The following is a 17193-nucleotide window of genomic DNA, read 5'->3' as shown; positions in this document are numbered from 1 at the left end:
GAGAGCTCCGATGAAACCTGTGATGATCGCAGTGGCGATCCTGACATTGAGCGGCGGTGTTGCGTTTGCGCAATCCGGCTCGGGTGGAGCTTCGACCACGTCGCCGGGCTCGGCGACGTCTCCGGGGGTATCGAGCGGATCAGGAATGAGGCAGGCGCCGATCGGACATCTGCAGCCGCGACGCTCTGATACGCCGCCGGAGCGGACGATCGATCAGATCGACCCGCAGGATGCGGCGCTCGACCGCAAGATCAAGAGCATCTGCCGCGGCTGCTGAGTCGAGCCGCGGCCGGCGATTTAGATCTCAGCTCGCCTTCCGAGCGGCGAGGGCCATCGCGATCAGCGAGGTCCCGCCGAACACTAGGTTGATGCCGATCAGCAAGCCGATCGCCCAGCTCGTGCCAGGCCAGCCCGAGATGATGATGAACGCCACCAGGATGTCGGCAATGCCGGCGGCGAGCATCCAGCCCCAGCGTTCCGACATCCGGCCGCGATGCTGGAAGGCGTACATGATGCTGGCAACGCCTTCGGCGAGGAAATAGACGCCGACGATGAAGGTGAGGGTGAGGGTGCCTTGCAGCGGCATCGCGATCAGCACCAGGCCGGCGATCAGCGCCAGCGCTGCCGACAGCAGCGACCACCAGAAGCCGGGGCCCTTGCGCGCCCAGATCGAGAAGCCGACGCCGGCCACGCCGGCGATGAAGAACAGCCAGCCGAGCATGATCGTGAAGGTGATGCTGGCAAGCAGCGGCAGCAGGATCGCGGCAAAGCCGATGATCAGTAGCAGAATGCCTTCGAACAGATAGGCCTTCCAGTGATCGCGGATGGCCGCCTCGACGCGGGCTTGCAAGCGCGCGACATCTTCGGGGCGAAGGCCGTCATCTGGCAGGGACATGGGAGTTCTCCTTCAGTGGTTCCCGTGCAGGAACTTACCCCGCGTAACGCGCGGCCGCGTTAAAAGGTTCAGACGAATTGCAGCTCTTCGTCTGCGCGAGATCGGCCGAGATCGAAAACAGCGTGGGCACCGGTAAATTATAGAGCCTGTTTGCGACGGCTTTCGTGGGAGATGAAAGACAATTCCAGCCGTGCGGACATCGGAAGCAGGCATCGACCGGCGTACGCTGTTCACGCTGGTGCAAATCGTTTGCGCCTGAGCCTTTCGCGCACCAACAACTCTGCAACCATGTTGGGCGCCGGACATGGCCGCTATTGAGATATTCGATTTCTTAAGTGAGGAGTTGGGGTGTATATTCAGCCATGTACAATTTTTGATTGAATTTAGGGTGGGTCTCCCGCGCTTCGATCAATCTGTCTCCGTTAGGAGGCGTTATGTTTACAGAGAAGCGGCCGCGATGCACGCGATGCGGAGCGCGCACAGGATTGGCTCGGGTTTCGCCCGTTCAGTCGATCGAACTGCGAATCTACGAATGCCCGAGCTGCGGCCAGACCGATTGCTACGAAGTCAGTCCGGTGCCTGATAGAGATTGGATATTGCTGACCGGCGAGCGGCTGGCCAGGATCATTGCTGCACTGAAGAACAAGGATGGCGCTCCCTAGCGGAATCGAACCGCTCTCTCCACCGTGAAAGGGTGGCGTCCTAACCGATAGACGAAGGGAGCGAAACCGCCGGACTCGCGCGATACGGAGATCGGCAAGCAGGAGGAAACGCACGGTTTTGACCCGAAACGGCTGCCGCAGCAGGCTCGGAAGCCGGCCCGCCGCGAAGCAGCGGCGAACGTATAGAGGCGTTTTTTCCGAGGGGCAAGCGCTTCGCGCCGCGATCCGTCGATACCCCGACTTTTCGCTAAATCTTGCAACGATTTTTCAACAGCCGCGGACCTAGAGGGGAGTGGTGCTGAACGAGCGGGGCTGTCGATCGGGCTCGCGCTCGGGGGCGCTTTGTCTTGCGGATTTCGTCCGCTGGGAAGCCGTCGAGCACGTTGAGGAGTCACCCATGGCCAAGGACAAAACCAAACGCGAGTCCCGCAAATCGGTGCGCCAGTCTGGCTGGATCACGCTCGACGGCGGATTTGCCGCGCGTCCGTGCGAGGTGCTCGATCTATCGAGTTCGGGCGCCAAGCTGGTTCTGGCGGAGACTGAGTCGCTGGGAGCCCGGCTGCGGTTGGGATTTTCGCGAGACGCACGCCAGGGGCGTCCATGCGAAGTGGTGTGGCGAAGCGGCTCCACGCTCGGCGTCAAATTCGTCAACTGAGCGAGCCGGCGTCAGACAACGCAAACGGACTCCGCGGGGACGCGGAGCCCGTCATGGCAGAAAAACAGTCGTCACACTCAGTGGCCGAAAAACAGCCAGAGCAGAATGATGATCGGAATCGGAACCCCGATCAGCCAAAGCAACAATCCTCGCGCCATTGATGTCCTCCGTTGGTTACTCGACCAACGCAAGGTTACGCGCGTCGTTCCGTGCCATCAGGCGGCTGCGGACATCGCGCTTGGAGCAGCGCTTCAGCAGCTGGCGCGCTCGCGCCTCACCAATGACCGGTGTTCGGCATCGAGGCCCATGGCTCTTGCGGCGGCAGGGCGTCGCCTTTCTGCAGCAGTTCGACCGAATGTAGATCCGGCGAGCGCACGAACGCCATCTGGCCGTCGCGGGGCGGGCGGTTGATGGTGATGCCGAGGTTCATCAGGCGCTCGCAGGTCGCATAGATGTCGTCGACTTCGAAGGCGAGATGGCCGAAGAAGCGATCCTCGCCGTAGGCTTCCTCGTCCCAATTGTAGGTCAACTCGATCGTCGGGGCAGGGCGTCCCTTCGATTGCTTCACCAGGTCCTCGTCTTCCGGCGCGCACAGGAACAGCAGCGTGAACTTGCCTTTGTCGTTGTCGATGCGGCGGACCTCCTTGAGGCCCAGCGCGCCGCTGAAGAACTGCAGAGCGGTGTCGAGATTGCGGACGCGCAACATGGTGTGCAGGTAACGCATGGGGTGGGGGTCTCCTTCGGAAAGGCTGATGGTTGATCTTGGGCTGGAATGACCGCGATGGAAAGCAGGGGGGCATTCGGCGAGGCGTCGATGAGCGCGTTTCTGCCGATTGGCACACCACACAACAATAAGGCCTGGAGCCGGGGCTCCAGACCTTATGCTCGCTCGAAGGAGGTGAGGCGAACAGGCGCGACGGCACCGAGCACGGCGTCGTCGTATCCCATCGCCGTCGGACAACCGACGAAAAAGAGCCCCGCCTTGGAGGTCGCGCGGGGCTCTTTCAGAGGAGGTCATCCGTTGAGACGGATTGAACTATCCGACCCGGGCACCCCTCTTGCAATTCAAAAAAATGTGGCTTCGAATCTGAGCAGGGGAACCGGCAACTTCTCCGCGGCAGGTGCGTCGATATCGGCGCCACCTCGTCGCTCGGTTCCGGCTTGCGGCGCGCGAAGGCTTGCGCGACGAGGTATTTTGAAATGATCCAACCATGATCGCACCCAGCCTTTCCAGCGGGGTCGAGCAGCTCGGCGACATGATCGCAAACGCTTCGTCGATTGTGCCGTTCACAGGCGCCGGCATCTCGACCGAATCCGGCATCCCCGATTTCCGTTCCCCGGGCGGCCTGTGGAGCCGCAACCAGCCGATCCCGTTCGACGAATTCGTGGCGCGTCAGGACGCACGCGACGAGGCTTGGCGTCGGCGCTTTGCAATGGAGCAGACCTTTTCAAAAGCGCGGCCCGGGCGCGGCCATCGCGCTCTGGCGTCGTTGTACAAGGCCGGCAAGGTGCCGGCGATCATCACGCAGAACATCGACAATCTGCATCAGGCGTCCGGCTTTGCCGAACACGACGTGGTCGAACTGCACGGCAACACCACCTATGCGCGTTGTATCAGCTGCGGCAAACGTCACGAGCTCGATTGGGTGCATCAGTGGTTTCAACGCACCGGCCATGCGCCGCACTGCACGGCCTGCGATGAGCCGGTGAAGACCGCGACGGTGTCGTTCGGTCAGGCGATGCCGCAGGACGCGATGCGTCGCGCGACCGAGCTGGCGCAGCATTGTGATCTGTTCATCGCGATCGGTTCGTCGCTCGTGGTGTGGCCTGCCGCAGGTTTTCCAATGCTCGCCAAAGAGTGCGGCGCCAAGCTCGTGATCATCAACAATGAACCGACAGAACAAGATGAAATCGCCGATCTGGTGATCCATCACGACATCGGCGACACGCTCGGACCGTTCGTTGGCAACTAAACCTCGTAAGATTCGCAGGCTTTCAAGGCTGTTTATAGTTGTCGTGTAACGATTTTTTTGTCTTTGCCGTTTGGACCACGATGTTATCTTCGAATCAACAGATTCGCGGCGGCGCAATCCTGAGTAGTTTGAGGAATGTCCGGCGAATCATCCTCGTCGCGGAAGCGGCGAATTCGTTGATGACGTGCGGGGTCCGGGGTCATGGGGTCGGACGGATTTGAGTCCAAGAGGCCGGGCGTTTTGCCCGTAGCCAGCGCTGCGAAGCCGAGAGCAGCGGAGTTTCCGGCCGGTGATTTCTCGCCGCGGGACTTCGGAGCCGGTGCGCATCGCGAGCTTACGACTCACGGTGACGTGAATCCGCGCGATGCTTTCACCAGCCTCGGCGAGGCCGCGAACCTGGTCGAAATCAGCGGCGTCATCAAGTGGTTCGATGCCTCGAAGGGCTATGGCTTCGTCGTTCCGGACAATGGTTGGCCGGACGTGCTGCTGCACGTCACGGTGTTGCGTCGCGACGGCTATCAGACCGCCTATGAAGGCGCACGCATCGTTGTCGAATGCGTGCAGCGCTCCAAGGGTTACCAGGCGTTCCGCATCGTCTCGATGGACGAGTCCACCGCGATTCATCCGGCGCAGATGCTGCCGGCCCGCACGCATGTCAGCGTGACGCCGACCAGCGGGCTCGAGCGCGCCCAGGTGAAGTGGTTCAACCGGCTGCGCGGCTTCGGCTTCCTGACCTGCGGCGAGGGCACGCCGGATATCTTCGTGCATATGGAAACGCTGCGCCGCTACGGCATGACCGAGCTGCGACCGGGGCAATATGTGCTGGTGCGGTTCGGGCCGGGCTCGAAGGGGATGATGGCGGCCGAAATCCAACCCGAGAACGGCACACCCGGCCTGTCTTCGCACTGACCGGGCAGGGGCGGACGTATCGGCGCGCATCAAGCGCGCCTTTCTTGATCGTGCCATCCTTGATCGCCAATTTGTGAATCGGCTGAGCCCGCCGCGCATGCTGTTTGCGGCGCGGAGCGCATTCGGCATGATCCGGGCCGCAATGCGCGACCGTGGCACGCGCAGACAACAGGTTCAACTCGATGCAGGCTTTTGAAATATTCAGGTTCCGCCGGCTCCGGTGGCTGGGTGCGTTCGCGATGGCGCTCATGCTATGCGGCCTCGTCGCCCATGGGGCAGTCGCGGCGCAGATGCAGTCGCTGGAAATCGTCGGCAAGACCGGCGTGCATGTGTTTACCGTCGAGATCGCGACGACCGACAAAGAGCGCGAAGTCGGTCTGATGTACCGCAAGAGCCTGCCCGACGGGCAGGGCATGCTGTTCGACTTCCGCCCCGAGCAGCAGGTCTCGATGTGGATGAAGAACACCTACATCCCGCTCGACATGATCTTCATCCGCGGCGACGGCACCATCCTGCGGATCGCCGAGAACACCGAGCCGCTGTCGACCCGGATCATCGCCTCCGGCGGGCCGGTCGCAGGCGTGCTCGAGGTCAGCGGCGGCACCGCCAAGAAGCTCGGCATCGCGGCCGGCGACCGGGTGGCGCATCCGCTGTTCAAGTCGCACTGAGCCCGGCTTGCTGGCCTGCCGTGAACCGTGTATCGACGGCCGTCGGCCCCGCATCCAGATTTTGGATCGTGGGGCATGGACCGGGGTATAGCGCAGCCTGGTAGCGCGGCAGTTTTGGGTACTGCAGGTCGTTGGTTCGAATCCAGCTGCCCCGACCAATTTCAGGCCACAACGGCCTTTGGGCGTGATATAATAGTCGTGTCGGCATGGCGGCCGATTGGCCCTATGGCGGCCGAAATTGTGGGCTCATCCGTCAAGTTGGGCGTTCATCAAGGATTTCTGATGGAGACGTCTGGTTCGAATGACCTGAGTGAAATCGACGTTGCCCGACTGACGATCGAGCAGGCGCGATCTCTTGCTCGGGACATCCGCGACCGTTTTGGATTCACCAGTCTGGTTCTCGAGAGCGATAGTTTGACGCCGTCCGTTGGTTCGGCTGTGGCCATCGATGTCCAGATTCGGAACGCATTGGTCGGCCAACTGGGACATGCATTGGCCTCGGAACATGCCTCGGGCGCAGCGGGCGTAAACGCGGGAGAAGCGTTTGCCGTCGCTCCGTCGAGCGCACGGCCGTCTCCGGTGTTCGAGGCAACCGACCTGGAAGACATGGACGGATCGAATGCCGATTGGCAGGAGGTCAAGATCGAAGCGCTGAAGATACTCGGGGCTGATCTGCTGGATTCTCCTTTTTCGCACCTCGCTTACCTGAGGGAGCGGCTCAAGCCGGTGATCGATCGTGGCGCCCTGGAGCCGTGAGAAGATCGCCAAGACGGCTCAGGAAGTCGCCGATCACCTGAAGCTCGTCGAGAATGTGAAGGCCCTGCAGCAAGGGCAGAAGGAGATCGCCGACGCTATTGCGGCGGTCGATAGTCGTCTGCGATCGCTCGAAGCCAATGCTGCGGCGTTGAAGGCCGAGGTCAAGTTCGAGGCGCTCAAAGAAACTCAACAGGCGCTCAACTCGGTTCAAGGGGCTTTCTACGAGAAGCTCACGGAACTGTCCGTTCGTGTGGCCCAACCTCGAATCGCAAGACGCTGCAAAGCGTCCGATCATTTCGATCGCCAAGCCGATCTCAGACCATAGCAGCGATGCTCCACAAGGCTGAAAAGACAATTCCATTTCGTTCAGGTCGACTTGCACGTGCAGCGTAGCAGGCCAGACTTCGCGCAATCGATGCAGCGAAGGGCAGCGCGCGGTCGCCCCGCAATCCTGCTCGTCGAGCTCCTCGGATGAGGATCGCGCTGGCGATCGTGTCGCTGTTCCCGAGCGGCGGCCTGCAGCGGGACTGCATGGGGATCGCGCGGCGGCTCATGGCGCGCGGCCATGACGTCACCATCCTGGCCTCGCGGCGGCAGGGCGAGCTGCCGACCGACCTGAACATCGAGTTGTTGCCGGTCAGCGCCTGGAGCAATCACGGCCGCGACCTGCGCTTCGCCGAAGTGGTGGCGCAGCGCAAGCCGGCGTTCGACCGGCTCGCCGGCTTCGGCAAGCTGACCGATCTCGACGCGCTGTATTGCGCCGACGGCTGCGACAAGGCGCGGCCGGCACGGTGGTCGGATCGGTTCACCGCGCGGCGGCGGATCAAGCTCAGCCTCGAAGCGGCGAGTTTTGCGCCCGGCCGGCCGACGCAATGTCTGCTTCTGAGCCAGAACCAGCTCGACTGCTTTCGCGGGGCCTGGGGCACCGAGCCGGAGCGGCTGACGTTGATGCCGCCGACGATCGATCCAGGCCGGCGTCACCCGGAGTTTCGCGCGGACAACACCCGCGAGCGGATCCGCGGAGAGCTCAGCATTGCGGGCGATACCGTCGCGTGGCTGGCAGTGGCGGCGCATCCTTTGACCAAGGGGCTCGACCGCGCAGTGGCAGCGCTCGCCGCGTTTCCGGAAGCCCGTCTGGTGGTGGCCGGCGTCGCCGAACACAGCAAGCAGGGACGACTGATGCGCCGGCTCGCCGCCGAAGCCAAGGTGTCGGACCGCGTCGTGCTGCTCGGCATGCGCAGCGACATTCCTGAATTGATGGCAGCGGCGGATGTTCTGATCCATCCGGCGCGCGTGGACACCACCGGCACCGCGATCCTGGAGGCGGTGGTCAACGGGCTGCCGGTGATCGCGACGTCAGTGTGCGGCTATGCGCTTCATGTGGCGGCAGCCGATGCCGGCGTGGTGCTGCCGGAGCCGTTCGGCCCCGGCAATCTGATCGAAGCGCTGCGCCAGGCCTCGGCGCCGGGGCGCCGCGCAGCATGGAGCGAGAACGGCGCCCGCTATGGCGCCCGCCATGATCTCTATTCCGGGCTCGACCGCGCCGCCGACATCATCGCCGTCGTCACTGCGGGCACTGTGGCTCCCTGACCGGAGGCCCGAGCGGGATCGTTGTCGACCCCGGAGGCGGCCACCGTTGTGGCCGGCGCGGCCATGCCGGCCGGTTGGGCGGCCTTGGCCGGACGGACGGGTTTGTCCTGCTGTTTCGACCACGAGATGTAGTAGGCCACCAGCGTCATCAGGGCGATGCCGGTCGCGCTCACGAGGATCTGCGCCAGCAGCGACCCGGAGCTCATGGTCAGCTCGAAATGCGCCACGAACGACAGAAAGACGCCGACGCAGAACACCGCGAGCGACTGCTGGCCGCATTTGATCAGGGGCTCGAACACGGGCCATTCCAGCCCCTTCCAGTCCTTCGGCACGAACCGGACCACCAGCACCACGATCACCGCGAAGTGCAGGAAGCGGTAGGGCGCGAGGTTGGTCTTGTCGTTCGGATTGAACGCGTCGTACAGCCAGCGCGGGAATAGGTCGCCGAATTCCTGGAAGCGGCCCGCCATCGTCATGACCAACGCGAACAGCAGATAGGCGATGCAGAACCACAGCATGCCGCGCGAGTTGATCAGCGATCGCGACCGGGTGGTGCCGCCGAGCGCACACCAGGCACCGAAGACGAACAACAGCTGCCAGCAGAACGGATTGAAGTACCAGGTGCCTTCCGGAAACGCCTGCAGATTCCATTCGAAATAGCGGGCGGCGAAATACAGCGCGAAGGAGCCGATCATCACCGCGTCGGGACGGCGCAGCATCAGCCACAGCACCGGCGGGAACAGCCCCATCAGCACGATGTACAGCGGCAGCACGTCGAGATTGACCGGCTTGAATTTCAGCAGCAGCCCTTGGCGGAACGTCTCGCCCGGATTGGCGACCAGACCTGCGATGTTGAATTCGTTGATGATCTCGGGATCGGAAAAGCGCTCCGCCACGTAGCCGATCGCCACGATGTAGATCACGAACAGCACGATGTGGGCGACGTAGAGCTGCCAGACGCGCTTGGTCAGCCGGGTGCCCCCGACGATGAACCCGCGCTCCAGCATCATCTTGGCGTACACGAACGAGGCGGTGTAGCCGGAGATGAACACGAACAGGTCGGCGGCGTCGCTGAACCCCCAGTTGCGGGTCGTGATCCAGTTCACCACGTTGTTTGGGATGTGATCCAGGTAGATCGCCCAGTTGGCGACGCCGCGGAAAAGGTCGAGCCGCAGATCGCGCCCCTTGCTGGGCAGAATGGCCTGAATTTCCATGGAGTCGATCGTCCGTATTGTTGCGAAGACCACCCGCCGGGCCCCACGATTGTCACGGTGCCGGGGACAGAATATAGGAAATCAGGAAACGAAACCGCTAGGCGACGGAATCACAAGTGGCCGGGACCAACCTCAAAACTCTACGTGATCCCGACCCGATCCGTTACGCGGCGGAACAATACACCAGGATCGCCGCTTCCACCAAATCGGCGCAGCGCCGCCCCCCGATAGGCTCGACCCATCCATGACCGCACGGATCTACAAGCCCTCCAAGAACGCGATGCAATCCGGGACTGCCAAGACCCGGGAATGGCAGCTCGACTACGAGCCGGAGAAACCGCGCACGATCGAGCCGCTGATGGGCTGGACTTCGTCCTCCGACATGCAGCAGCAGGTCAGCCTGCACTTCCACACCCGTGAGGACGCCGTCGCTTATTGCGAGCGGGAAGGCATTCCGTACCAAATTATCGAGCCGAAGGAACCGGCCCGCCGCCGTGCCGCCTACGCCGACAATTTTGCCTTCCGCCGTCCCGAGCCCTGGACGCACTGATCCGGCGTTGCAGCCGCGGTCGCTTGCGAGCGCCGCGGCGCGCCACGCGACCGCTCGGCGCAAGCCGTCGGCCGCGATACCCGGCTATGCGCGTGCTGTGTTGCGTCGGGGCAGGTTAAGGTTGCGCATATCCGCCCGGCGATGACACGATGTCTTCAACGCTTCGGTCCCGAAGCGAGTCAGAACCTGCCGGAAACGCCATGTCGCTGCACTCCAAGATCGATCCTGGCTCGGACGATTTCACGCGCAACACTGAAGCGATGCGCGCAATGGTCGCCGAACTGAACGAAAAGCTCGCGGCGGTGGCCGCCGGCGGCGGCGAGGCGGCCCGGGCGAAGCACACCGCACGCGGCAAATTGCTGCCGCGCGACCGCGTCGACCTGCTGCTCGATCCCGGCACCGCGTTTCTTGAATTGTCGCCGCTCGCCGCCAATGGTCTCTACGGCGGCGACGTGCATTCGGCCTCGATCGTCACCGGCATCGGCCGGGTGATGGGGCGCGAGTGCATGATCGTCGCCAACGATGCCACGGTGAAGGGCGGCACCTATTATCCGCTGACGGTGAAGAAGCATCTGCGGGCGCAGGACATCGCGCGGCAGAACAATCTGCCGTGCATCTACATGGTCGATTCCGGCGGCGCCTTCCTGCCGCAGCAGGACGAGGTGTTTCCGGACGAGCGGCATTTCGGCCGGATTTTCTTCAACCAGGCCAACATGTCCGCGCAGGGCATTCCGCAGATCGCGGTGGTGATGGGTTCGTGCACCGCCGGCGGCGCCTATGTGCCGGCGATGTCGGACGAGAGCATCATCGTCCGCAACCAGGGCACCATCTTCCTCGGCGGCCCGCCGCTGGTGAAGGCCGCGACCGGCGAAGTCGTCTCGGCCGAAGAACTCGGCGGCGCCGACGTACATTCGCGGCAATCCGGCGTCACCGATCATTACGCGCAGAACGACGCCCACGCGATCGGCATCGCGCGCAAGATCGTGGGTACGCTGAAGCCGCCGCAGCGGCCGGCGCTGAACACGCGGCAGCCGCGTGAGCCGCTGTATCCGGCCGAGCAGCTCTACGGCATCGTGCCGGCGGAAGCGCGCAAGCCGTTCGATGTGCGCGACATCATCGCTCGGATCGTCGACGGTTCTGAATTCGACGAGTTCAAGAAGCTGTACGGCCAGACGTTGGTGTGCGGCTTCGCGCATATCTGGGGCTTCCCGGTCGGCATCATCGCCAACAACGGCATCCTGTTCAGCGAGTCTTCGCTGAAGGGGGCGCATTTCATCGAGCTGTGCTGCCAGCGCGGCATTCCGCTGGTGTTCCTGCAGAACATCACCGGCTTCATGGTCGGCAAGAAGTACGAAGCGGGCGGAATCGCCCGCGACGGCGCCAAGCTGGTGACGGCGGTGGCCACTGCCAATGTGCCTAAGTTCACCGTGGTGATCGGCGGCTCCTACGGCGCCGGCAATTACGGCATGTGCGGACGGGCCTATTCGCCGCGGTTTTTGTGGATGTGGCCGAACGCGCGGATCTCGGTGATGGGCGGCGAGCAGGCCGCGATGGTGCTGAGCCAGCTCCGCCGCGACAATATCGAGGCCAAGGGCGGCAGCTGGAGCGCGGAGGAGGAGGACGAATTCCGCTCGCCGATCCGCGCGCAGTACGAGACGCAGGGCAGCCCGTACTACGCGACGGCGCGGCTGTGGGACGACGGCGTGATCGATCCCGCCGACACGCGGCTGGTGCTCGGGCTCGGGCTTTCCGCGTCGAGCAATGCGCCGATCGAGCCGACCAAGTTCGGCCTGTTCCGGATGTGATGGTCAGGATCTGATGATGGCAAACACCGCCCTGTATCGTCGCTTCCGCACGCTGCTGATCGCCAATCGCGGCGAGATCGCCTGCCGCGTCATCCGCACCGCGCGCGCCATGGGCCTGCGCACCGTGGCGGTGTATTCCGAAGCCGATTCCGGCGCGCTGCATGTCAGCGAGGCCGACGATGCCGTGCTGCTGGGGCCGGCGAAAGCGGCGGACAGCTACTTGAACATCGCCCGGATCATCGCGGCCGCGAAGCAAACCGGCGCCGAGGCCGTGCATCCCGGCTACGGCTTCCTGTCGGAAAGCGCCGAGTTCGCGCAGGCCTGCGCCGATGCCGGCCTGGTGTTCGTCGGGCCGACGCCGGAGATGATCACCGCGATGGGCTCGAAATCGGGCTCCAAGGCGCTGATGGAAAAAGCTGGCGTGCCGCTGGTGCCGGGCTATCACGGCACGGCGCAGGATGATGCGACGCTCGCCGCAGCCGCCGACAAGATCGGCTTTCCGGTGCTGGTGAAGGCCTCGGCCGGCGGCGGTGGCCGCGGCATGCGGGTAGTGCGCAAGGCCGATGAACTCGCCGCTGCCATCGTCAGCGCCAAGCGCGAGGCCAAGGCGGCGTTCGGCGACGACACGCTGCTGATCGAGCGCTATGTCGACAATCCGCGCCATATCGAGGTGCAGATCGTCGGCGACAGCCACGGCAATCTGGTGTCGCTGTTCGAGCGCGAATGCACGCTGCAGCGCCGCCATCAGAAGGTGATCGAGGAGGCGCCGTCGCCGACGCTGGACGCCGCAGGGCGTGAGAAAGTCTGCGAAGCGGCACGGCGCGCGGCCGGCGCGGTGAACTATGTCGGCGCCGGCACGATCGAGTTCGTCTCCGACGGCCGTGACGTGTTCTTCATCGAGATGAACACCCGCCTGCAGGTCGAGCATCCGGTGACCGAGCTGATCAGCGGCGTCGATCTGGTTGAATGGCAGCTTCGCGTCGCGTTCGGCGAAGCGCTGCCGCTCGAGCAGGATCAGCTCCGGCTCAATGGCCACGCCATCGAGGCGCGGGTTTATGCCGAGAACCCGGCGAAGAATTTCATGCCGTCGGTCGGCAAGATCACCACTTGGCGAACGCCGGCGGAGACGGGTGGCCTGCGTATCGACGCCGGCTATCGTTCGGGCGACAGCGTGTCGCCGTATTACGACGCGATGCTTGCCAAGGTGACCGCCTGGGCGCCGACGCGCCAAGCTGCGATCGACCGGCTCGACCGAGGCCTCAACGACACCGATGTCCGCGGCGTCGTCACCAATCTCCCATTTCTCTCGGCGCTGGTGACGCATCCCGAGGTGCGCGCCAATGCGGTCGACACCGGCTTCATCGAACGCAATCTCGCAGCGCTGACCGCGGCACCGAGCGCGCTCGGCGATCTCGAACTCGCCGCCGCGGTCGCGGCGATCCTGCGCGGTGAGGACGAGGCGGCGAAGGCCGAAGGCCCGTCGCCGTGGCGGGCCTCGGGCTGGATGCCGGTCGGTCGGCGCAAGCGCAGCTTCGTGTTTCGGCACGGGCAGGGCCACGACCATGCCGACTACCTGGTTCAGCTCAGCTATGGCGGCGGCGCGTCGACGCTGACGATCGAGGGCCGCGACATTGCGTTTGCGTCGTCGGCGAATGGCGACGGCATCGATCTGCAGCTCGGCGGCGTGCGCTCGCGCGTTGCCGCGGTGGTCGACGGCGCGGAGCTTTACGTGCGCACGACGAGCGGCCGGTTCGAGCTGCACCTCGTCGATCCGTTCGGCGGCGAGAGCGAGGAGGCGGTCGGCGAGGACAAGATCGTCGCGCCGCTGCCCGGCACCGTGGTGGCGCTGCTCGCGGAAGCCGGCGCCCGGCTGGAGAAGGGCGCGGCGATCCTGACGCTCGAAGTGATGAAGATGGAGCAGACCCTGCGCGCGCCTTTCGCCGGCACGCTGAAGACGGTCAAGTGCAAGGTCGGCGACATCGTCCAGGAAGGCGCCGAGCTCGCCGAGCTCGAGCCGGACCCGGAGTAGGTGATGACCGACACCGTCCGCATCGTCGAAGTCGGCCCGCGCGACGGGCTGCAGAACGAGAAGACGCCGGTCGGCGTCGCTGATCGCATCGCCTTCGTCGAGGCGCTGGTCGCGGCCGGCCTCACCACCGTCGAGGTCGGCGCCTTCGTGTCGCCGAAAGCGGTGCCGCAGATGCAGGGCTCGGGCGAGGTGCTGCGCGCGTCCTTGAAGCTGCCCGGCGAATTCCACGTGCTGGTGCCGAACGAGAAGGGCTACGAGGCTGCGCGCGCCGCCGGCGCGAAGGTTGTCGCGGTGTTCGCGTCGGCGTCGGAAGGATTTTCGCGCGCCAACATCAATTGCTCGGTGGCGGAATCAATCGAGCGATTCAAGCCGGTGATCGCCCGCGCCCAGGCCGACAATGTCAAAGTGCGCGGCTACGTGTCCTGCGTGCTCGGCTGTCCGTTCGACGGGCAGGTGCCAGTGCAGGCGGTGGTCGATGCCGCGACCACGCTGTGGGACCTCGGCTGCTACGAGATCTCGCTCGGCGACACCATCGGGGTCGGCACGCCGAAGAAAGTCCGCGAGCTGCTGCGCGCCTGCGCCGAGGCGATTCCAATGCAGTCGCTCGCCATGCATTTCCACGACACCTACGGCCAGGCACTCGCCAATCTCTATGCCGGGCTTGAAGAGGGCGCCCGCGTGATCGACAGCGCCGCCGGCGGCCTCGGCGGCTGCCCGTATGCGCCCGGGGCCACCGGCAACGTCGCGACCGAGGACGTGATCTACATGCTGGAAGGCATGGACGTCGCGATGGGGGTCGACATGGACAAGCTGATCGCTGCGACCAACAGCGTCGCTGCGCTGCTCGGCCGGCCGCCGGTCAGCCGTGTAGCATCGGCGATCAACGCAAAAAGCGGTAAGACTGTCCTGAGATCGTAATCACCTGACAGTTTGGCCCCGAAAGAACCGGGCGCGGACCGCAAGAGTCCGAGCGCCCGGTTCCGGTGGTCACGCCGCGTCCGAGCGGGTTTGATGGTGTCGCCAAACGACCAACCAAACCCACAGGACCAACGATCATGACCTCCAAGGACAAGATAGCACGGCGCAAGCTTTCGCTGCTGGAGCTCGCCACCGATCTGCAAAACGTCAGCCGCGCCTGCAAGCTGATGGGCTATTCCCGGCAGCAATTCTACGAGATCCGACGCAACTTCCAGACCTTCGGCGCCGAGGGCCTGATCGACCGGCTGCCCGGCGCCAGGGGACCGCATCCCAACCGCGTCTCGGCCGAGATCGAGGCCGCCGTGCTCGACCACGCGCTGGTCCATCCCTGCCACGGCGCTTTGCGAGTCGAGCAGGAGCTGCGGCTGAAGGGCCTGCAGGTCTCCGCCGGCGGCGTCCGCGGGGTGTGGCAGCGCCATGGCCTGCTGACCAAGCACGAGCGCCTGCTGCGGCTGGAGAAGACCACCGCCGAACGTACCATCGAGCTGTCCGAAGAACAGACGAGGCTGCTCGAACGGTTCTCGCCGGAGTTCCGGGAACGCCACATCGAGGCCCCACACACCGGCTCTCTGGTCGCCGTCGACACCTTCTTCGTCGGGCGTCGGCAAGGTTTATCTGCAGACCGCGATCGACTGTCACAGCCGCTTCGCCTGGGCCAGGCTCTACACCAGCAAGCTGCCGGTCACCGCTGTGCATCTGATGAACAACGACGTGCTGCCGACCTTCGAGGCCTACGACGCCAGGATCCAGACCGTGCTGTCCGACAACGGCCGGGAGTTCTGCGGCCGGCCCGATCAGCACCCCTACGAGTTGTTCCTGCAGCTCGAGGACATCGACCATCGCACCACCAGGGTGAAGCGGCCGCAGTCCAACGGCATCGTCGAGCGGCTGCACCGCACCCTGCTCGACGAGCACTTCCGGGTCGAGGGCCGTCGCACCTGGTTCGAAACCGTCGACGAGATGCAGACCGTTCTCGACGACTATCTGGTCGGCTACAATCAGCGCCGGCCGCATCAGGGCCGCGGCATGAACGGCCGCACACCGGCCACCGCCTTCATCGAAGGCCTGCCCGCGTCGCACCAAAAGAAGGAGGGAAAGAAAACCGAAAAACAAGCCGCCAAAGTAGCCGCCTGACGCTGCCCGCTCACCGCGGCACTGTCAGCCGATTGCCCTCTCTGTACAGTAAGACAGCAGTAACCGTCGTAACATCGCTTTAGTAGTAGCGAATTCCGAGGGCGAGCAACAAAACGCTCCTTCAATTCACTAGTTCCGTCGAACGTACAATTTTCGTCAGCCGGGTGATTATGTAATTTTTCTAACGCAAGTAGTCATAAGTATTCGGTCGTGAGCGGGAGGGCAGAGATTTGGATAACACCAAAACGTTAGATGTCGTATTTGCCAATTACGGCGGCGCTTTCGAATTTGAATTGGGTCAGAAGATGGGATTGCACAACATGAGAAGGGAGCTGCAGCGTTTCAGCTCTTCGATTTTATGTGACTACATCAATAATTCGCAATTTAATGCCGTAGCAAAATTACAGGGCGACAAAGAATATATTGGAATCTTCTACGGTTTCACTTTTTTCGTGTACTACATCTTTCTTACGATGATGTCGGACCCCAAGTTTTTGCCTGAGATTGGAGATGTCTCGCTGGAATCCCTTTCCGACAGACGTATTCGCTTGTTGAAGAATTCAACTGATCCAGAAGCTGCGTTGGTTTGTACGGCTTGGCCTAAATGTCCTGTACGTCGAAGCGCTGCAGACCACATGATCTATATCGCGCATTTATTCTTGTACTTTCATGAAGCGGCCCATCTGGAATTTTGCCATCTTTACCTTGTTCGCGATGAATTTCAATCCGACGTATATGAAGAGATCGAGGCATTTCCGCTATCAGACGAAGAAGCTGATGTAAGACAAGTCCTGGAACTTCAGGCAGACCAAGGCGGCGCTCTAACTAGCCTTCGGGAATGGCGTGCCGCATGGCAGCATGGCCCAGTAGCTGTGAAGCATTCTCTTGATGAGGATTTGCTCTGGTCGGCGTCTGTGGAAATACTTTTGATCCTCTTTCAATACATTCGAATCGCAAACAACAAAAAACTCTCTCCCTCACATCCAAATCCTTTTATCAGGTGGCTCAACGTCAAGATGAGCACCAGCATTTACGCTGAAGAGACCGGTTTGAAAAATGTGAATTCGCCGATTCCGCTAGGGAAACGCATTTCTGAATGGTTCTCGAAGACACTCCTTGATGGTGCGCCAATGTATTCTGATGTCGAACGAAAGAATGCAAAATTGGAATTGTATCATATTTGGGAACGTATTGGCCCCTACAGGGACAAGCTAAGGCAATATCAGTTGAGGCGAGGTCACGTATACTACTATCCTGGTGAGATAAGAACGTAGAGGGCTCGCTCCATCGACGGTTAGAGCGGGATGATTTTACGTTTGATCGTAGCCAGCATTGGTGAAGTAGTTTGAGCATTCGGTTGGTGGAGTGGCTTTAA

16 protein-coding genes, 2 tRNA genes and 1 pseudogene are annotated in these 17193 nt (G+C 62.9%); 15 read left to right on the top strand and 4 right to left on the bottom strand.

Features of this window, described 5'->3' with window-relative positions:
* Positions 1 to 10: 10 nt before the first annotated feature.
* On the top strand, positions 11 to 277 hold the full coding sequence (locus DNX69_RS20170; protein WP_110787793.1) for a hypothetical protein: 267 nt from the start codon (positions 11 to 13) through the stop codon (positions 275 to 277).
* A 27-nt stretch (positions 278 to 304) separates the two neighbouring features.
* On the opposite strand, the gene DNX69_RS20165 is transcribed toward DNX69_RS20170, so the two are convergent.
* Positions 305 to 895: an HdeD family acid-resistance protein gene (locus tag DNX69_RS20165; protein ID WP_110787792.1), complete on the bottom strand. Its 591-nt coding sequence runs from the start codon at positions 893 to 895 to the stop codon at positions 305 to 307.
* A gap of 649 nt (positions 896 to 1544) precedes the next feature.
* A tRNA-Glu gene (locus tag DNX69_RS20155) sits at positions 1545 to 1619 on the bottom strand.
* A gap of 335 nt (positions 1620 to 1954) precedes the next feature.
* Between DNX69_RS20155 and DNX69_RS20150 the strand changes: the two genes are divergently transcribed.
* A complete protein-coding gene (locus DNX69_RS20150) occupies positions 1955 to 2212 on the top strand; it encodes a PilZ domain-containing protein (protein WP_110787790.1) in 258 nt (85 codons plus the stop codon).
* 274 nt (positions 2213 to 2486) lie between these two features.
* Here the strand turns inward: DNX69_RS20150 and DNX69_RS20145 are convergent, their stop codons facing one another.
* Positions 2487 to 2936 (bottom strand): VOC family protein, encoded by a 450-nt coding sequence (locus DNX69_RS20145; protein WP_110787789.1) that lies wholly within the window; start codon positions 2934 to 2936, stop codon positions 2487 to 2489.
* 487 nt (positions 2937 to 3423) lie between these two features.
* Between DNX69_RS20145 and DNX69_RS20140 the strand changes: the two genes are divergently transcribed.
* From DNX69_RS20140 to DNX69_RS20110, 7 genes are all read left to right on the top strand, one after another.
* The gene (locus DNX69_RS20140) at positions 3424 to 4185 is read left to right on the top strand and encodes an SIR2 family NAD-dependent protein deacylase (protein WP_110787788.1); all 762 of its coding nucleotides are present in this window, start codon (positions 3424 to 3426) and stop codon (positions 4183 to 4185) included.
* A gap of 201 nt (positions 4186 to 4386) precedes the next feature.
* The gene (locus tag DNX69_RS20135) at positions 4387 to 5094 is read left to right on the top strand and encodes a cold-shock protein (RefSeq protein ID WP_110787787.1); all 708 of its coding nucleotides are present in this window, start codon (positions 4387 to 4389) and stop codon (positions 5092 to 5094) included.
* 239 nt (positions 5095 to 5333) lie between these two features.
* Positions 5334 to 5762, top strand: a complete 429-nt coding sequence (locus tag DNX69_RS20130; protein ID WP_349626988.1) for a DUF192 domain-containing protein — start codon at positions 5334 to 5336, stop codon at positions 5760 to 5762.
* An 81-nt stretch (positions 5763 to 5843) separates the two neighbouring features.
* A tRNA-Pro gene (locus tag DNX69_RS20125) sits at positions 5844 to 5920 on the top strand.
* Between the two features lie 67 nt (positions 5921 to 5987).
* The gene (locus DNX69_RS20120; protein WP_110787785.1) at positions 5988 to 6518 is read left to right on the top strand and encodes a hypothetical protein; all 531 of its coding nucleotides are present in this window, start codon (positions 5988 to 5990) and stop codon (positions 6516 to 6518) included.
* Positions 6499 to 6843, top strand: a complete 345-nt coding sequence (locus DNX69_RS20115) for a hypothetical protein (protein WP_110787784.1) — start codon at positions 6499 to 6501, stop codon at positions 6841 to 6843. Before DNX69_RS20120 ends, DNX69_RS20115 begins: the two co-directional genes overlap by 20 nt.
* Positions 6844 to 6989: 146 nt before the next feature.
* A complete protein-coding gene (locus tag DNX69_RS20110) occupies positions 6990 to 8108 on the top strand; it encodes a glycosyltransferase family 4 protein (RefSeq protein WP_110787783.1) in 1119 nt (372 codons plus the stop codon).
* Here the strand turns inward: DNX69_RS20110 and DNX69_RS20105 are convergent.
* On the bottom strand, positions 8042 to 9322 hold the full coding sequence (locus tag DNX69_RS20105) for an OpgC domain-containing protein (RefSeq protein WP_110787782.1): 1281 nt from the start codon (positions 9320 to 9322) through the stop codon (positions 8042 to 8044). The genes DNX69_RS20110 and DNX69_RS20105 overlap by 67 nt on opposite strands.
* A 244-nt stretch (positions 9323 to 9566) precedes the next feature.
* Here DNX69_RS20105 and DNX69_RS20100 point away from each other — a divergent pair, with 244 nt between their 5' ends.
* From DNX69_RS20100 to DNX69_RS26125, 6 genes and pseudogenes are all read left to right on the top strand, one after another.
* Entirely contained in the window at positions 9567 to 9872 is a 306-nt protein-coding gene (locus tag DNX69_RS20100) for an ETC complex I subunit (RefSeq protein ID WP_110787781.1), read from the top strand.
* 200 nt (positions 9873 to 10072) lie between these two features.
* Positions 10073 to 11677: a carboxyl transferase domain-containing protein gene (locus DNX69_RS20095; protein ID WP_110787780.1), complete on the top strand. Its 1605-nt coding sequence runs from the start codon at positions 10073 to 10075 to the stop codon at positions 11675 to 11677.
* 16 nt (positions 11678 to 11693) lie between these two features.
* Positions 11694 to 13706: an acetyl/propionyl/methylcrotonyl-CoA carboxylase subunit alpha gene (locus DNX69_RS20090; RefSeq protein WP_207803171.1), complete on the top strand. Its 2013-nt coding sequence runs from the start codon at positions 11694 to 11696 to the stop codon at positions 13704 to 13706.
* 3 nt (positions 13707 to 13709) lie between these two features.
* Positions 13710 to 14624, top strand: a complete 915-nt coding sequence (locus tag DNX69_RS20085) for a hydroxymethylglutaryl-CoA lyase (RefSeq protein WP_110787778.1) — start codon at positions 13710 to 13712, stop codon at positions 14622 to 14624.
* 137 nt (positions 14625 to 14761) lie between these two features.
* Positions 14762 to 15818: pseudogene (locus DNX69_RS20080) on the top strand (IS481 family transposase).
* Positions 15819 to 16048: 230 nt separating this feature from the next.
* Positions 16049 to 17092, top strand: coding sequence for a hypothetical protein (locus DNX69_RS26125; protein ID WP_133256030.1), 1044 nt, complete (start codon positions 16049 to 16051; stop codon positions 17090 to 17092).
* Positions 17093 to 17193 lie beyond the last annotated feature (101 nt).

Origin of the sequence: Rhodopseudomonas palustris (assembly GCF_003226555.1) — a bacterium.
In the GTDB taxonomy this organism is placed as follows: domain Bacteria; phylum Pseudomonadota; class Alphaproteobacteria; order Rhizobiales; family Xanthobacteraceae; genus Rhodopseudomonas; species Rhodopseudomonas palustris_I.
Note: the sequence above shows the minus strand (reverse complement) of the source record. Positions and strands in the feature narration are given on the sequence as shown.

What these genes read in the sequence shown, in the direction of transcription:
- DNX69_RS20085 (WP_110787778.1), top strand. Translation starts at nt 13,710, where the DNA reads ATGACCGACACCGTCCGCATCGTCGAAGTCGGCCCGCGCGACGGGCTG.
- DNX69_RS20130 (WP_349626988.1), top strand. Translation starts at nt 5,334, where the DNA reads ATGGCGCTCATGCTATGCGGCCTCGTCGCCCATGGGGCAGTCGCGGCG.
- DNX69_RS20150 (WP_110787790.1), top strand. Translation starts at nt 1,955, where the DNA reads ATGGCCAAGGACAAAACCAAACGCGAGTCCCGCAAATCGGTGCGCCAG.
- DNX69_RS20170 (WP_110787793.1), top strand. Translation starts at nt 11, where the DNA reads ATGAAACCTGTGATGATCGCAGTGGCGATCCTGACATTGAGCGGCGGT.
- DNX69_RS20165 (WP_110787792.1), bottom strand. Translation starts at nt 895, where the DNA reads ATGTCCCTGCCAGATGACGGCCTTCGCCCCGAAGATGTCGCGCGCTTG.
- DNX69_RS20135 (WP_110787787.1), top strand. Translation starts at nt 4,387, where the DNA reads ATGGGGTCGGACGGATTTGAGTCCAAGAGGCCGGGCGTTTTGCCCGTA.
- DNX69_RS20095 (WP_110787780.1), top strand. Translation starts at nt 10,073, where the DNA reads ATGTCGCTGCACTCCAAGATCGATCCTGGCTCGGACGATTTCACGCGC.
- DNX69_RS20100 (WP_110787781.1), top strand. Translation starts at nt 9,567, where the DNA reads ATGACCGCACGGATCTACAAGCCCTCCAAGAACGCGATGCAATCCGGG.
- DNX69_RS20140 (WP_110787788.1), top strand. Translation starts at nt 3,424, where the DNA reads ATGATCGCACCCAGCCTTTCCAGCGGGGTCGAGCAGCTCGGCGACATG.
- DNX69_RS20090 (WP_207803171.1), top strand. Translation starts at nt 11,694, where the DNA reads ATGGCAAACACCGCCCTGTATCGTCGCTTCCGCACGCTGCTGATCGCC.
- DNX69_RS20145 (WP_110787789.1), bottom strand. Translation starts at nt 2,936, where the DNA reads ATGCGTTACCTGCACACCATGTTGCGCGTCCGCAATCTCGACACCGCT.
- DNX69_RS20120 (WP_110787785.1), top strand. Translation starts at nt 5,988, where the DNA reads ATGGCGGCCGAAATTGTGGGCTCATCCGTCAAGTTGGGCGTTCATCAA.
- DNX69_RS20110 (WP_110787783.1), top strand. Translation starts at nt 6,990, where the DNA reads ATGAGGATCGCGCTGGCGATCGTGTCGCTGTTCCCGAGCGGCGGCCTG.
- DNX69_RS20105 (WP_110787782.1), bottom strand. Translation starts at nt 9,322, where the DNA reads ATGGAAATTCAGGCCATTCTGCCCAGCAAGGGGCGCGATCTGCGGCTC.